Below are 14215 nucleotides of genomic sequence, written 5' to 3' on the forward strand. Positions count from 1 at the left end.
CGCACCGAACGCCGAGCCGATGTCCACCAAGCCATCATGAGTCTGGCCTGCTCAGTCATCTGCCTACGCAAACTCATTCCGAACTGATCTCTAAGCGCGTTCCTGTCCGCCAAGGCGGTGGGCGTGCTCGCCAACGTGCCCGGCCCCGCGGGGCGATGGCGCTGGCAGGGGTACCGGTCGAGGGGATCGTGAGCTGGGCGCCGGGCGGCGACCGCCACGCGATCACGGTGTGCGAGTTCACCTACGCCGGTCAGGTCCGCTTCGGCTTCGGCATGGACCGGCGCGTGCTGCCGGATCCGCGGGATCTCGTGGCGGCCCTCGGTGCCGAGACCGCGGCGGTCTTGAGCGCATCCAGCTCTGCCACGACCGCGTCGGCGAGGAACCGCGGATCCGGCACGGTCGCGCGGTCGACCGTGACGCCGAAGAAGACGCAGCCCCGGTAGGTCAGCATCGCGACCCCGGTGCGCAGGCGCAGGGCGATCGGCACGTACGGGTAGAGCTCGAGCACTTCGCGGCTGGTGACGGTGAGTTCACCGGGCGGAGCGGGCACGTTCGTGGTCACCGTGACGATGTTGTGCTGGGGAAGCCGGGCGGCGCCGCGAATCGCCCACGCCGATGCGGCGAACGGGCCCAGCGCCGCCGATGTGGTCACGAACTCGCCCGCGGTGGCCTCGCGGCTGTCCTTCAGCGCGGCGACCCTGCGGTGCACCCGGATCAGCCGCTGGACGGGATCGGGCAGGTCGACGGGCAGCAGCGGCAGCAGCAGCGACACCCGGTTGTCCACCTCGGACTCGTGCCCGGCTCGTACCGCGACGGGCACGAGGCTGCGGACGCTGTCGGCGGCGGGTTCCTCACCGCTGCGGACGAGCAGCTCCCGCAAGGCGCCGCTGACCGCGGCGAGCAGGACGTCGTTGACGGTGACCTCGAACGCCTTCGCGGTGGTGACCACGTCGTCCAGCGCGGCGCGTGTGAACGCGTAACCGCGCCGCCGGCCGAGCGGCCCGCTCAGCGAAGTGGGGGCGACGGGCATCAGTGCCGTGCTGAGCGCGGCGAACCCCCGAGCGACGTCGGTAGCGCGGCGGGCGAGCGCGCGTGGGTGCAGCGCGCTGCGGGCCAGATGGCCCAGTCCGCTGAACGGGCTGGTCACAAGGTCGCCGAGCGCGGACGCGAGCAGCCGCAGCGAACCGGGGTCCGGCGCGGGTTCGGCGTCCTCGGCCGATGGGGGCGCCGAGCCGAATAGCACCCGCTGCAAGCCGACGGCGGCGACACCGTCGGCGAGGCTGTGGTGGACCTTGGACAGCACGGCCCACCGGCCACCGGTGAGCCCTTCGATCACCCAGAACCGCCACAGCGGACCGTCGCGGTCGAACCGTTCGTCCATGAGCAGCGCAACGAGCTCGCCCAGGGCGGCCTCGTCATGGGGTGCCGGCACGGACAACCGGCCGATGTGGTCCTCGGGGCGGAAGGCTTCGTCGTCGACCCACACCGGAGGCCCGAGGTCGAACGGCACCCGACGGATCTTCTGGTGGCACCGCGGGACGCCGGGCAGCCGGGAGATGATCGCCGCGGCGAACTCGTCCCGCGCCGGGGCGGGGCCGGCCAGGATCGCCAGCGACGCGATCGCGAGAGTCGCGTGCGGGTCCTCGTCCTCGATCTCCAGGAACGCCGCGTCGAGGGGACTGAGCCGCTCCATGGCGACCTCCTCGGTGATCTTCGGCCGTGTCGGGGGGCGTCAGGACGTCTTCCAGGTCACGGCGCGGAGTGGCAGGCAGCGAGTCTGCGTTGGCGGGTGCCCAGCCGAGGCGCAGGACCATCTGCGGGAAGGTGTCGGACGAGACTCTCGCCTTGACGGTGTCCCGGACGTTAGGCAGCTCGAGCGGTTCGGCCAGCGGGCACGCGGCGAGCCCGAAGCGGGTCGCAGTGAGCGGGGCCGCGCTGGTCGCTTGCCCTGCGCGCAGGCGGGACATCCGGTCGTCGGACGCGGTACTCAGCACGAGGAGCACGGTCTCATCGTCCTCGCTGGCGGCGCCGGGCGGTTCGGCCAGTTCGGGTTCGGCGAAGGACCGAGCCGGGAGCGTCCCCGGCGTGCTGTCCTCCTCGTCGATGAAGATGTCCACGCGCCAGTGCTTCTCGTACATCACAGGCCTCCTTCCGGATCAGGTGCTCGGATACTTGGCGAGGATCTCGCGCAGCGTTCAGGCAACCACCGAGACGGCGGCCTTGCCGTTCGGCTCCGCCCCTGCGGGGCCGGCGGAGTCGAGGCAGCCGCCTCGCGGGTCGGGAACGAACCGAGCTCGCCGATGGTGCAGCGGCGCCGGGAACGCGACGGTGCTGTTGTGGTCGACGGCGATCTCGACCAAGGTTCTGGAGGTTCCGCAGCTGGGGGGAAGCGGGTGCGCCATCATGCGGAACTGAACACCTTTCTCGAACTGCTTGACGGTCCTGATCGACATACCCAGCAGGAACAGAACTACACCAGCGATACCGACGATCACCCGGGATTATTGTCGATTCCTTCCTTGGAAGCGCGGTTCGCCCGTCCAGCAGACCGGTTCTGCCTGGCACCAGGGAACGGCCGCTCGGCCCTGGCCACGAGGACCAAAGGCACTCGCGGTGGCCGCCGGGGCGCCACTGGAGGGACGGATTCAGCTGGGCGAGTCAGGCCAACTGCCTGCAATTTCGTACACAGCCCTCCGCGGCGACCTCGGTCAACCACCCGCATCGCAAACGAAAACAAGCCGAATCGCCGTCGGCGCACGATCCATCCATCGCGCGATCGACCTGGGGTTCACTCGTCGCGCATCGAGAGGACTCAAGCGAGCAAGACGCCGCTGTCATCGACGATGTGGCAATCAGGCAGAAGACCAGCTCAAGAACAAGAAAGCGGGCCGTTCGACCGATGTGTTCGGGGTGGCCGATCCGCTGCATCGGGAAATTCCGGAGCAAACGTTTCAACCTGCGCACTCATGCCATCGACGGCTACCAGTCAACGGCGACACCACAAGTCGAGCCCAACGGCCCGCCAGTGACGATCGACGTCGGGTCACTACGGCTGATCAGCTGTAGTGAGGTCAGGGCCGTCGTCATCGCTCTCGTCGTCCAAGACCGTGCCGGAATCCTCGCTGCCACCGCAGCGAAGCACTGCCAAAGGGTCGTATTCTCCCGGAACCGATTCCTTCTGGTACGCGACCGGCTCACCGTCGAGAGCGCCGAAACACTGCGCGATAGCAACGGCGCAGAGGAGGCTCCGATGGACCGCATGATCGCCGGATACGACGGCTCACCACACTCGGCGACAGCGCGGGCGTGGGCAGCCGAACAAGCCCGCCTGCGCCACGCGGAAATCCACGCACTCACCGTCGTCGAAGAAGACGCATTCCTGAGCCCCTTTTACAGCTGCCCGGGATCGCGGCGGTGGGCAGACGGGACACCCGGTGCGGGTCGGCACCTGCGGCCAGGCCGCCCGGTGGGTGCCAGGATCCGACCACCCGTGCGTCTCGGCGTTCCGGCGGAGTTCACTTCCGTGCCAGGGTTTCGCGGTCACTGGTTCGCCCTTGCGGATTCGAGGTACGCGGTGCGGCAGGCCTGCGAGCAGACCTTCACCGCGCTGCTGCATGAAAGCGATCGACGGGACAGCGGCGGTGTATCGGCGTCGACGATGAGGACTTCCGCCGGCGTGCCCTCGTCGCGGCGTCGGACGAGGTGTCCGGGCCGGTGCGGTGGTTTGTGCTCAACACCGAGCCCAACGTCGAGCTCGACCTCACTGCGGCCGATGCCCTCGACCAGCTGCGTGAGGAACTCACCCGCTGCGGCGTGTCCGAGCTCGCGCACGTCAAGCAGGACCTGCGCGACGACCTCGAAGCCGCGGGCCTGGTCGGGAAGGTGGGGGAGAAGCGAATTTTCCCGACGTTGCCGACGGCCGTGAGCGGTGACCGGGACTGGGTCGCCGCGCGGAGCTGACGTTGGTCCCCGGCTGCCAGGACAAACGGCTGCAGCAGAGCAGGTCCGAGCGGGCCTACGTTCGTGCTTCGTCGTCGTGGAACGGGAGGACACATCATGACCGCACCCGGAAAGTCACCCGTCGTCGTGGCCGTGGACGACTCGGAGGCCGCGACCGCGGCGGCGGTGTGGGCAGTCGGGGAAGCGGCGCGGCGGCACGCTCCGCTGGTCGTGCTCACCGCTTACGGGTTCGACGACACCTGGTTCGGCAGCACAGCAGACATGCCATCGGATTGGATAGCCGTCAAGCGCGCGGAGGCAGAAGCATTGCTGCGCCGGACGCGCGAGACGGTCGAAGCCTTCGTGCCCGGGCTCGACGTCTCGACCGAAGCGACAGACCGAGGCCGTGTGCCCGCCCTCCTCATCGCGTCGGAACGCGCGAGGATCCTTGTGGTCGGCGAACCGATCGGGCCGCTGCTCGGCCTGTTCAGCGGCTCGCCGGGTGTCGATCTGGCCGCAAAGGCTCACTGCCCGGTGGTCGCTGTCCGCGGCCAGGAAACTGTTTACGGCCAGGTCGTTGTCGGCGTCGACGGCAGCCCGCTCAGCGAAGCGGCGATCGGCTGGGCCTTCGAGGAGGCCTCGTTGCGCAAAACTGATCTCATCGCCCTCCACACCTGGCACGACGGCGACCTTTCCCACACCGGCTTCGGCAGCGGCATGTTGCAGCGCGAGAGGCTCGAGGAGACCGGCCACCGCCTGCTTGCCCAACGCCTCGCCGGCTGGCAGGAGAAGTACCCCGACGTCTACGTCGAACGCCAAGTTGACCACGACAAGCCCCGCCACCGGTTGCTCGCGTTGAGCCACAACGCCCAGCTGCTCGTCGTCGGCAGCCGTGGCCGCGGCGGCTTCGCCGGGCTGGTGCTCGGGTCGACGAGCCAGGCCTTGCTGCACCACGCCGACTGCCCGGTCATGGTGGTGCGCTCGGAAAAGGGCTGAGATGTGGAGGCACCCCAGAGCGGGCCGGTGCGGGCGCTGCCGTAACGACGTTTCCCCACTGCCTGCATCGAAACGCCAGCGCCAAGCCAGGATGACGAGGCGACCGGATACCCAGCGCGAATACGGCGAGCTCGCCGACGATCAAGTTTCAGGGCAGGGTGGCCACCAGAGCCAGGTGTCCGACGAGACGGCGATGTGAAGCCAGCGGAGCCAGCTGGTGGTCGGAGGCGGCCGGGGCCGGGGCTGGGGCAGGGCAGCGGGTTCGGCACTCGGCTCGACGAGCCAGGGCCTGATCTCCTACGCGCTCTGCCCGGTCGTCGTCGCGCGTGGAACGCCTGTCCGCTGACAGCGACGTTCGCAGCCGGGGCGGCATTTCGGCCGGCGAGTCTCGGAAGCGCGCGTTCAGCGGCGGCGAACAGACGTCGGCCGGGCCGGGGTCCCGAACTCGAGCTCGCCGCGGAGGGCCGCCGGCAGAAGCGTGAACACGTGCTCGAGCTGGCCTGGGGAGCAGAGTGAGTCCAGCGCCGCCGAAACCGCGCTTGCGGCCGCCGGGACGTCGTTCGGACTGATAGTCGCTCCTTCGGCGAACAAGACAGTGAACGTGGCGGCGTCGTAGCGCACGGGGACTCTGCTTGGTTTCCAGCCGTCGAAGAAGACGCCGCGCAGCAGCTCGGGCAGTTGGGCCGCGAAATGCGCGGCGCTCTGGACGGTGAGCCGGTCGCGGACCAGGTGCAACCACGTTCGCAGCACCCGGTAGACGTAGTCGTGGTCTTCGGTACCCAGCTGCTCGGCGATGGCAGTCAGCCAGCGGCGGGCTGTTTGATAGGCGGGTGCGAGCGGATCGGAGTGCGTCGTCATCGGTTTTCCTTTCGAGTCGGGAGTTCTGCGCATTCGTCACTGGGCGGCGGGTGCAAGAAGCGCCCGCGGGTCATTCGCCGGGGCGCACGAACCGGCTCGGGTCACCGGCGGCCCGCGCTCCACTGTCCAGCCATTTCGCGAACCCTGGCGGGTCGCGCCGCTCCAGTTCGTCCAGGTAGGCCTGCCGGGAGGAGATGACGATGTGCCGTCCGCGCTCGTCACCTGCGTGTTGCAGCTGCACGAAGCTCCGTCGCCACGCCAGGCAGAGCTCGTCGAGCGAGAGGGCGCTGACCGGCATCGGGCGGGGCGCACCTGTTTGCGACGCTGATGTCGTCTGTCGGCTCCGGCTGCCTCGCTGCGGCGCTCCGGAGACAGTTCGCCATCCGGACCAGGCTCCCGCGAACAGCAGAACAGCGGTCATCGTGAAAGCCGGTCCCGGACCGGCGATCACTGCGATCGTGGCGGCGAAGACACCCACGACCATCAGGCCCAGCGCCAACGCCATCGCTGCTCGCCGGGACGCGTGGTGGGGGCCGAACGCACGTTCCACCCACCGCACCTCGTCCGCGCACAGCCAGACGAGCGAGGCCAGTGCCAGTGCCATCGAGGCTACGGCGATGACCGCCGCGGCCGGCACCACCACAACACCGAGCGCGCACACCAGACTCGTGAAGCAGATCGTCGACCGCCACGCGACGCAAGCCAACACGGCACACCTCGGAAGTCTGTTGGTTCTCCTGGGATCGGGAAGGTGAAGCCGGTTCCGCGCGCGCAGTCCTGGGCGTACGCGAACCGTGCGTCTCCTCGCTGGTATTCCGCATGTTCACGCCCAGCTTGAGGTGGCCGGGGAATCCGCGGATAGGGTCCTATGTCTTTTGGCCCGGGCCTTACGTCAGTGTCGCGAGCGTGCACCGCGCCGGGTCCTTGGTCCTCGGCACCGGTGTCCACCGGCCGTTTCCCCGATCGGAGGGAACCGCTGTCCTGGAGTCGGCAGCTGCGTCTCGACGGAGGGTCACGGTAATGGCAGAAGCCAGGGATCGGCTGGTGGTGGGTCTCGACGGATCGGATGCCGCCGACGCCGCTCTGGCGTGGTGCCTTGAGTTCGCCGATCGCACCGGCGCCGACGTTCAAGCCGTGACGGCGTGGGTGTACGACCCGATGCTCGACGACGAGTCGGTGAACCGGAACGCGGCTGAGGCGGGGGAAGAACACCTGCGGCAACTCGAGGACTACGTGGCCTCGGCTTGCGCGGGCCGGCCAGGCGTGGAGGTGCGGTGCGTGGCTGCCGAGGGCGATCCCGCTGATGTGCTCGTGGAGTGCTCGCGTGACGCGCTGATGCTGGTGGTCGCCAGCCACGGCTGGGGAAAATGGCGCGGCCTGCTGGCCGGCTCCGTGAGCGGTTCCTGTCTACGGCACGCGCACTGTCCGGTGGTGGTGATCCCTCCGCTGGCGTGGTTGCCGGGCAGCGCGGTGGGGCGGCCGCTGGCCGGAACCGCTCACCAGGCCTCTGAGGACGGACGATGAGCGCCACTGCCGAGCGCCTCCTGGTCACCCGACGAGGAGAGCCGTTGCTGCGCCTGCGGGGCATCAGCAAGCGGGCCGGCGCCGGCCAGGCACCGGCGGGCGTCGATCTCGAGGTTCCAGCCGGGCAAGTCACCGGGCTCGTCGGGGACAACGGGGCGGGGAAGTCCGTGCTGATCAAATTGATCGCGGGGATCCACTCGCTGGACAGTGGCGAGTTCCGCTGGCAGGGACGACCGGTGCGTCGGCCGCGAACTCGAACGCCACGGCGTGTTGGCCGAAGACACGATGGAGCTTTCGGCGCGCAAGACGCTTGCCGAGCTCGGCGTGTCGACGGTGCCTTCGGTGCGCCAGCCCGTCGGACTGCTGTCCGGCGGGCAGCGCCAGGTAGTCGATTCATGGACGAGCCCGCGGCGGCCCGGCGCACCCGGCCGGCGACGTCGACAAGGCAACACACATCGAGCTCATGATCACAGGCCGGTCCTCCCGGATCGGGCCACGACGAACGGAGTAATGCCATGAACCTTTGGATCATCATTGCGATCGCCGTGGCGGTCCTGCTTCTGCTGGTCCTGTCGATCAGGATCGTCAAGCAGTACGAGAAGGGAGTGCAGTTCCGGCTCGGGCGGGTGATCGGTGTACGGGAGCCAGGACTGCGGCTCATCATCCCCGCGGTCGACGTGCTGCGCCGGGTGTCACTGCGGATCGTCACCATGCCGATTCAGTCGCAGGGCATCATCACTCGGGACAACGTGAGCGTGGACGTGTCGGCGGTCGCATACTTCCGCGTGGTCGACGCGGTGAAGTCGGTCGTGGCGATCGAGAACGTGCACGCGGCGATCAATCAGATCGCGCAGACGACCCTGCGGAAGGTGATCGGGCAGCACACGCTCGACGAAACCCTGTCGGAAACGGACGCGATCAACTCCGACATCCGGCGGATCCTCGACGACACCACCACGGAGTGGGGTGTCGACGTGACGCTGGTGGAGCTGAGGGACATCCAGCTGCCGGAAGCGATGAAGCGCGCGATGGCCAAGGAGGCCGAAGCCGAACGGGAGAAGCGCGGGAAGATCATCAACGCCGAGGGTGAGGCGCTGGCGGCGACGAAGCTCGGCGAGGCGTCGGACACGATGATGGCGCACCCGCTTTCGCTGCAGCTGCGCAACTTGCAGAGTTTGGTCGAGATCGCGGTCGATCACAACAGCACTGTCGTGTTCCCGGCGCCGTTGATGAGCACCATCGGCGAGCTCGGGTCGTTCCTCGCGCACGAGGCGGCCGCGGCCAAGCCGCCCATGCCGCAGGCTGCCGAACCGAATGGAAAGCCCACCGTCTCCGTGGGTCCGTGAACCCACCAGTCCGGAAAGGACATCCGTCATGACACCTCGTCCACCGCTGGCCGAGCTGGGGCTGAACACAGGCAAGAAAACTCGGCTGCACCGGATCCTGCACGAACACGGCCTGCGCAACGGGACCGCCTTCTTCCTGCCCTACGACCAGGGCCTCGAGCACGGGCCGCGGGACTTCTTCGCCAATCCCCGGGCGGGTGACCCGAAGTACATCCTGAAGCTGGCCGTCGAGGGCGGCTTCAACGGGATCGCCATCCAGATCGGGCTCGCCGAGAAGTTCTATTGGGACTACGCGGGCGAGCTCCCGCTGGTGCTGAAGCTCAACGGGAAGACCGAGATCCCATCGGATGCCGAGGCGCTGTCGCCGCTGCACGGCAGCGTCGAGGAAGCCGTGCGGCTCGGCGCTGACGCCGTCGGCTACACCCTCTACGTCGGCACGCCCGCACAGGAGCACGATTTCGCGCAGCTATGCCAGGTCCGCGCGGACGCCCACCGGCTCGGCATGCCGTTGATCGTGTGGGCCTACCCGCGCGGCGCGGCGATCGAGGCCAAAGGCGGGCGGGATTCCTTCTACGCCGTGGACTACGCCGCGCGGACGGCCGCCGAGCTCGGTGCCGACGTCGTGAAGGTGAACTTCCCGCACCCGGACAAGAATTCGCACGTGCCACGGGCCTACGACGCGGAGTTCACGAGCCAGCAGGCCATTGACGCCGTCGTGCGCTCGGCCGGCCGGACACTGCTGCTTGTCTCCGGCGGGTCCAGAGCGGGCGACGACGCGATGCTCGAGAAAGCGGGCCAGGCCATGGAAGCCGGGGCGACCGGCCTGATCTTCGGTCGCAACGTCTGGCAGCGCGAACACGACGAATCGCTGCGGTTTGTCTCCGCGCTGCGCGAAATCCTCGCCAAGTACCCCAGCGTCTGATCCGAAGCAGGCGGTTGGGCGGGAGAAGCATTGCTGGTGGGCATCTTCATCGGCGAGGACGGCACGCCCGGACCCGTGCGGGCCGCTCGGCCGCAACCGGCTCGCCGGGAGACGGCGACTCGAAAGCCGAGGAGGCGTGATGCGGACCAGGGTCTTGCGTGAACGGAACCAGCTCGTCGGTGCGACGGCAATCCACCGCGGCGACGCCTGATGGCCGCGCCGAGCACCGGGGCGCTCGACGCACCGCACGCGATCCCGTTGGAGGTGCTGGTCGAGAAGCTTCGGACCGACCTGGCAGCCGGGCTGGACGCTGGTGAGGCTGCCGCCCGGCTGGTCAGTCACGGGCCGAACCAGCTCGAGACGGCCCAGGGACCGGGACTCCTGAGGCGGGTGCTGGCTCAGCTTCGTGACCCGCTGATCTACGTGCTGATGGCCGCTGGCCTCGTCACACTGGCGTTCGGCGGCTACGTCGACGCCGCCGTCATCGATGGGATGTTCTTGCTCAACGCATTGATCGGGTATGTGCAGGAGTCTGGCGCTGTGCACGCGCTCGACGCGCTAAGGGATGTCTCGTAACCCGGTGTCGGGCTGGGTGGTCCGATAGTTGATCATGTTTGTTGTGGTGCAGGTGATCACAGCGTCGCGGCCGGAGTGGATCGCCCCGTTCACCGGGTTGGAGCCGGGTCAGTTCCGCAAACTGGTGCGGCTGGTCGCGAAGCGCGGCGGAGACGAGATCGCGGACGGCCGCCCTGGTCGGCAGTGGGCGTTGCCGCTGGCAGACCGGGTGCTGCTGGTCGCGACGTACTGGCGGACGAACCTGACGATGCGCCAGATCGGACCGCTGTTCGGGGTGTCGCATTCCGCAGCCCACCGGGTGGTCGACACCATCGGACCGTTGCTGGCGCTGGCCCCGGTCCGCAGGCGGCGGATCGACTCGGTCGCGATCGTGGACGGCACCCTGGTGCCCACGCGGGATCACCGGCTGGCGGCGCCGTCGAAGAACTACCGGTACTCGGGCGTTCGTGCAGGTCGCGATCGACGCGGACACCCGGTTGGTGATCGCCACCGGGGACGCGCATCCGGGTAACCGCAATGACTGCACCGTCTACCGCGACTCCGGCATCGAGTAGGAGTTGGCGGGGCGCCCGGTGATGGCCGACGGCGGCTACCAAGGCAACCCGGCCGTGATCATGCCCTACCGCAAACCCCGCGATGGCCATGATCTGCCCGACTGGCAAGAAAACCTCAACGCCGGCCACCGCAAAATCCGCGCCCGCGTCGAACACGCGCTGGCCCGGATGAAGTGCTGGAAAATCCTGCGCGACTACCGCCGCGCCGACAACACGCTCAACGACACCGTGTCCGGAATCGCCCACCTGCACAACATCATCCTCACCGACTAATCCACAACACCAACCCCACCAACCACAACACCAGTTACGAGACATCCCTTAGGCCGGTTGGTGCCGGTGGTAGCGACGGTGGTTCGCGGCGGTCGCGGGCAGCGGGTTCCGGCCGAGGAACTCGTGCCCGGTGACCTTGTGGAGCTCGCCGGTGGTGACCGGACCCCGGCCGATGTCCGGCTCGCCGAACTGCACGCGCTGGAAGTCGACGAGTCGGCACTGACGGGCGAGTCGGTACCGGTGGCGAAGACCGCGGCGGTACTGCCCGATGACACCATCGCCGACCGGACGAATACCGCGTACTCCGGGACGGTCGTCACACATGGCTCGGCGCGCGCCTTGGTCGTGGCCAGCGGCGCGGCGACGCAGCTCGGCGGCATCCAGCGGATGGTGAGCGGTTCCGGCACGGTCGCCACCCCGCTGACCCGCAAGCTCACCGGGTTCTCCCGGCAACTGACCATCGGGATTGTGGCCGTGGCTGTGGCCGCGTTCACGGTCGGCCTGGTGCGGGGGATGTCGGTGGCCGAGATTTTCACCGCCGCCGTCGCACTTGCCGTGGGCGCGATCCCGGAGGGGCTGCCTGCGGCGGTGACCATCGTGCTGGCCATCGGCGTCATGCGGATGTCACGGCGCGGTGCGATCGTGCGCCATCTCCCCGCGGTGGAAACCCTCGGGTTGACCACAGTGATCTGCACCGACAAGACCGGAACTCTGACGCGCAACCGCATGACCGTCGTCGAGATCGCAGCGGGCGGACGGGTAGCTCCGCCGCAGGATGCCGGTCCGGATCCCGCACTGCGGGAGTGCCTGATCGCGGGCGTGCTGTGCAATGACGCCGAACCCGAGGAGGGTGACCCGACTGAACGTGCGTTGCTCGCCGCTGCGGCCGCCGCGGGTTTGGACGTGTCGACGCTGCGCGCGACCGCACCGCGGACCGATGTGGTGCCGTTCGAGCCGGAGCGGCGGCTGATGACCACAGTGCACGGCGATCGGGGGTACGTGAAGGGTGCGGTGGAGGAGGTGCTCGAACTGTGCCGCGAAGGACTGGGTACTGACGGAGCCGACCGGGTCGTGCGCACACACCACGAGTTGGCCGCGCGTGGGCTGCGAGTGCTGGCGTTCGCTCGGTTCAGCCCGGCGGCGACCCACGACCGGCTTTTCTCGGTCTGCAGGCGATGCAGGATCCCCCGCGCCCGGAGGCGGCGGAGGCCGTGGCGGCGTGTCACGAGGCGGGAATCGATGTAAAGATGATCACCGGCGACCACCCCGGAACGGCACTTGCGATCGCATCCTCCGTCGGGCTGGGTGCGGAGCCGGCGGTGATGACCGGCGCCGAGCTGGATCGGCTCGCCGGGGACCGCTTCGACTCCGAGGTGGCGCGCACGCAGGTGTTCGCCCGGGTGTCACCGGGTCAGACGTTGCGCCTGGGGCAGGCGTTGCAGCGTCGAGGCGAGATCGTGGCCATGACCGGCGACGGCGTGAATGACGCACCCGCGCTGCGCCGCGCGGACATCGGCGTCGCGATGGGCCGGACCGGCACGGACGCGGCTCGCCAGACTGCCGACATGGTGCTGACCGATGACGACTTCGCCTCGATCGCCGCCGCTGTGCGGGAAGGACGGGGCGTCTTCGACAACCTGCGCAAGTTCATCGCGTGGACGTTGCCCGCGAACATGGGCGAGGGTGTGGACGTCCTCACCGCGGTCCTGCTGGGTGTGGCCCTGCCGATCGTGCCGGTGCAGATCCTGTGGATCAACATGACCACGGCGGTGTTCCTCGGGCTCACCTTGGCGTTCGAACCGCAAGAGCCGAACTTGATGCGCCGCCCGCCGCTCCCGCCGCGGCAACCGTTGTTCACTGCTGCCCTGCTGCGGTGGGTCGTCCTGCTCTCGATCCCGTTGGTGGCAGCCGCGTTCTGGGCCTACCGCGGTGAACTCGCTGCGGGCGCGGCGATCGCGGAGGCGCGTACCAGCGCGATGAACGTGTTCGTCGGGGTGCAGATCGCCTACCTGATCAGCTGCCGTTCGCTGAACCGGCTCGTCGTGCTCGCGTGGCCCCGACAAGCGGAATACCGGCCCTCGGCATCGGAGCCACGGCGGTGCTCCAGCTGGTGCTCACCTACGTGCCGGTGACGAATACGCTGTTCCACACCGCGCCGGTCGGAGCTGGGACGTGGTTTCGGGTCCTGGTCGCTGTGGCGGTCACCTTCGTCGTGGTCGAGGCCGACAAGGTCGTCTGGCGCGGTTGAGCGAATCCACCCTCCGCAGCCAATGCGACGGTTGAGCGGGAGCGGTCCTTCGGGCCCGTTGCCGGGCCAAGGGGCCGATGCGAACCTTGAGGTCCTCGTCCGCAGGAGACCACGATGTCCGATCCCTTTGCACACGCGGAAAGCACCGCGCACGACTGGCTGGCCGTGGTCCGCGACCACCTCGGCGCGAAAGACGACCGGGACGCGTATCGGATGCTCCGTGCCTGGCTGCACACGGTGCGCGATCGGCTGACCGTCGAGGGCGCCGCGCAGTTCGCGGCCCAGCTGCCAGATCTGCTGCGCGGCTTGTTCTACGAGGGCTGGCATCCGGCCTTCGTACCGACCCGGTACGCCGTCCCCGGTTTCGTGGCCCGGTTTGCTGGGTCCGCCGACTCCACGCGCGCCGAAGTGCCGGCGGCGGCCGCGGCGGTGACGGCGGCGGTCGAGAGCCTGTGCCGCCTCGACGACGTTCTGGAACTGCTGCCCGTGTCGGTGGTCGAGCTGCTCGGCGGTGGGCCCGGGGCAAGAAGGCCCCTCGCGAGATGACCGACGCCTGCGGTGGCGGTGCGCGCTGCACGTTGTCCGGGCCGGCCAGCCGGTGCACCGCGTCCTCGGTGTGCAGGGCGTCGCGGGCACGGTCACCGTGTTCGGCGCATCCGCGGGCAGCTCAGCGCTGCGCCGCGGAACAAGCTCGACATTCTCACGGTCCGCGCTGCCGCGGCGCGGACCGTGAGAATGCACGGGTCAAGGTGGGCTGGTGCCTGTCGCGTCTCTCGTGCCGCCCGGACGGCGGTGCTCGCGCCGATGCTGGCCGCCGCAACGCTGCGCCGCAGGACGCGCTGAGGCCGTTCGTCACCCGGACACGGGCCGTACGGCCACATCGGCGCACCGGTCGGCCGAGGTGTGCTGGAGACGAGACGGGCAGGCGAAGGAGAAACGAATGGCTGCACTTGGCCGAGTGCATCGGAGTGAAGTGGGG

General features: G+C 68.9%; 15 protein-coding genes and 4 pseudogenes. 14 read left to right on the top strand and 5 right to left on the bottom strand.

The genetic code is table 11. The features are described from left to right. Window positions 1-155: 155 nt before the first annotated feature. A pseudogene (locus AB0K15_RS38805) lies at window positions 156-263 on the top strand (WS/DGAT domain-containing protein); the annotation flags it as partial. On the opposite strand, the gene AB0K15_RS38810 reads toward AB0K15_RS38805, so the two are convergent. The 3 genes and pseudogenes from AB0K15_RS38810 to AB0K15_RS38820 all read right to left on the bottom strand — a co-directional run bounded on the left by AB0K15_RS38810 (window position 251) and on the right by AB0K15_RS38820 (window position 2495). Next, window positions 251-1693: a wax ester/triacylglycerol synthase family O-acyltransferase gene (locus AB0K15_RS38810; protein ID WP_364062621.1), complete on the bottom strand. Its 1443-nt coding sequence runs from the start codon at window positions 1691-1693 to the stop codon at window positions 251-253. The pseudogene AB0K15_RS38805 and the gene AB0K15_RS38810 overlap by 13 nt on opposite strands. Window positions 1694-1727: 34 nt before the next feature. Next, window positions 1728-2093, bottom strand: a pseudogene (locus AB0K15_RS38815) (NAD(P)H nitroreductase); the annotation flags it as partial. A 102-nt stretch (window positions 2094-2195) separates the two neighbouring features. Next, complete coding sequence (locus tag AB0K15_RS38820; RefSeq protein WP_364062624.1) at window positions 2196-2495, bottom strand: hypothetical protein; 300 nt, start codon at window positions 2493-2495, stop codon at window positions 2196-2198. 764 nt (window positions 2496-3259) lie between these two features. Here AB0K15_RS38820 and AB0K15_RS38825 point away from each other — a divergent pair. The 3 genes and pseudogenes from AB0K15_RS38825 to AB0K15_RS38835 all read left to right on the top strand — a co-directional run. After that, window positions 3260-3373: pseudogene (locus AB0K15_RS38825) on the top strand (universal stress protein); the annotation flags it as partial. Between the two features lie 341 nt (window positions 3374-3714). Beyond that, entirely contained in the window at window positions 3715-3960 is a 246-nt protein-coding gene (locus AB0K15_RS38830; protein WP_364062880.1) for a hypothetical protein, read from the top strand. 96 nt (window positions 3961-4056) lie between these two features. Then, the gene (locus tag AB0K15_RS38835; RefSeq protein ID WP_364062627.1) at window positions 4057-4935 is read left to right on the top strand and encodes a universal stress protein; all 879 of its coding nucleotides are present in this window, start codon (window positions 4057-4059) and stop codon (window positions 4933-4935) included. 402 nt (window positions 4936-5337) lie between these two features. Here the strand turns inward: AB0K15_RS38835 and AB0K15_RS38840 are convergent, their stop codons facing one another. After that, window positions 5338-5793, bottom strand: a complete 456-nt coding sequence (locus AB0K15_RS38840; RefSeq protein ID WP_364062630.1) for a DUF2267 domain-containing protein — start codon at window positions 5791-5793, stop codon at window positions 5338-5340. 70 nt (window positions 5794-5863) lie between these two features. Next, window positions 5864-6454, bottom strand: a complete 591-nt coding sequence (locus AB0K15_RS38845; protein ID WP_364062633.1) for a hypothetical protein — start codon at window positions 6452-6454, stop codon at window positions 5864-5866. A 359-nt stretch (window positions 6455-6813) separates the two neighbouring features. Here AB0K15_RS38845 and AB0K15_RS38850 point away from each other — a divergent pair, with 359 nt between their 5' ends. The 10 genes and pseudogenes from AB0K15_RS38850 to AB0K15_RS38895 all read left to right on the top strand — a co-directional run bounded on the left by AB0K15_RS38850 (window position 6814) and on the right by AB0K15_RS38895 (window position 13782). Then, window positions 6814-7317 carry a universal stress protein gene (locus tag AB0K15_RS38850; protein WP_364062636.1) on the top strand — a complete coding sequence of 168 codons (504 nt, stop codon included), beginning with the start codon at window positions 6814-6816 and terminating at the stop codon, window positions 7315-7317. Beyond that, window positions 7314-7784, top strand: a complete 471-nt coding sequence (locus AB0K15_RS38855; protein ID WP_364062639.1) for an ATP-binding cassette domain-containing protein — start codon at window positions 7314-7316, stop codon at window positions 7782-7784. The genes AB0K15_RS38850 and AB0K15_RS38855 overlap by 4 nt, the downstream gene beginning before the upstream one ends. Before the next feature lie 48 nt (window positions 7785-7832). After that, the gene (locus tag AB0K15_RS38860) at window positions 7833-8663 is read left to right on the top strand and encodes a slipin family protein (protein WP_364062642.1); all 831 of its coding nucleotides are present in this window, start codon (window positions 7833-7835) and stop codon (window positions 8661-8663) included. 28 nt (window positions 8664-8691) lie between these two features. Then, window positions 8692-9585 (top strand): fructose-bisphosphate aldolase, encoded by an 894-nt coding sequence (locus tag AB0K15_RS38865; RefSeq protein WP_364062644.1) that lies wholly within the window; start codon window positions 8692-8694, stop codon window positions 9583-9585. Window positions 9586-9795: 210 nt separating this feature from the next. After that, window positions 9796-10161 (top strand): cation-transporting P-type ATPase, encoded by a 366-nt coding sequence (locus AB0K15_RS38870; protein WP_364062647.1) that lies wholly within the window; start codon window positions 9796-9798, stop codon window positions 10159-10161. A 46-nt stretch (window positions 10162-10207) separates the two neighbouring features. After that, window positions 10208-10988: pseudogene (locus AB0K15_RS38875) on the top strand (transposase family protein). Between the two features lie 78 nt (window positions 10989-11066). Continuing rightward, a complete protein-coding gene (locus AB0K15_RS38880; RefSeq protein ID WP_364062650.1) occupies window positions 11067-12233 on the top strand; it encodes an HAD-IC family P-type ATPase in 1167 nt (388 codons plus the stop codon). Further along, window positions 12164-13120 (top strand): HAD-IC family P-type ATPase, encoded by a 957-nt coding sequence (locus tag AB0K15_RS38885; RefSeq protein ID WP_364062653.1) that lies wholly within the window; start codon window positions 12164-12166, stop codon window positions 13118-13120. The genes AB0K15_RS38880 and AB0K15_RS38885 overlap by 70 nt, the downstream gene beginning before the upstream one ends. Continuing rightward, window positions 13099-13236 carry a cation transporting ATPase C-terminal domain-containing protein gene (locus AB0K15_RS38890; protein WP_364062656.1) on the top strand — a complete coding sequence of 46 codons (138 nt, stop codon included), beginning with the start codon at window positions 13099-13101 and terminating at the stop codon, window positions 13234-13236. The genes AB0K15_RS38885 and AB0K15_RS38890 overlap by 22 nt, the downstream gene beginning before the upstream one ends. A 114-nt stretch (window positions 13237-13350) precedes the next feature. Continuing rightward, window positions 13351-13782, top strand: a complete 432-nt coding sequence (locus AB0K15_RS38895; protein WP_364062659.1) for a DUF2267 domain-containing protein — start codon at window positions 13351-13353, stop codon at window positions 13780-13782. Window positions 13783-14215: the final 433 nt, after the last annotated feature.

The organism is Amycolatopsis sp. NPDC049253 (genome assembly GCF_040678995.1).
GTDB lineage: Bacteria > Actinomycetota > Actinomycetes > Mycobacteriales > Pseudonocardiaceae > Amycolatopsis.

Coding starts and splice junctions, on each gene's coding strand:
- AB0K15_RS38895 (WP_364062659.1), top strand. CDS start 13,351: ATGTCCGATCCCTTTGCACACGCGGAAAGCACCGCGCACGACTGGCTG.
- AB0K15_RS38850 (WP_364062636.1), top strand. CDS start 6,814: ATGGCAGAAGCCAGGGATCGGCTGGTGGTGGGTCTCGACGGATCGGAT.
- AB0K15_RS38855 (WP_364062639.1), top strand. CDS start 7,314: ATGAGCGCCACTGCCGAGCGCCTCCTGGTCACCCGACGAGGAGAGCCG.
- AB0K15_RS38865 (WP_364062644.1), top strand. CDS start 8,692: ATGACACCTCGTCCACCGCTGGCCGAGCTGGGGCTGAACACAGGCAAG.
- AB0K15_RS38835 (WP_364062627.1), top strand. CDS start 4,057: ATGACCGCACCCGGAAAGTCACCCGTCGTCGTGGCCGTGGACGACTCG.
- AB0K15_RS38810 (WP_364062621.1), bottom strand. CDS start 1,693: ATGGAGCGGCTCAGTCCCCTCGACGCGGCGTTCCTGGAGATCGAGGAC.
- AB0K15_RS38840 (WP_364062630.1), bottom strand. CDS start 5,793: ATGACGACGCACTCCGATCCGCTCGCACCCGCCTATCAAACAGCCCGC.
- AB0K15_RS38870 (WP_364062647.1), top strand. CDS start 9,796: ATGGCCGCGCCGAGCACCGGGGCGCTCGACGCACCGCACGCGATCCCG.
- AB0K15_RS38885 (WP_364062653.1), top strand. CDS start 12,164: ATGCAGGATCCCCCGCGCCCGGAGGCGGCGGAGGCCGTGGCGGCGTGT.
- AB0K15_RS38860 (WP_364062642.1), top strand. CDS start 7,833: ATGAACCTTTGGATCATCATTGCGATCGCCGTGGCGGTCCTGCTTCTG.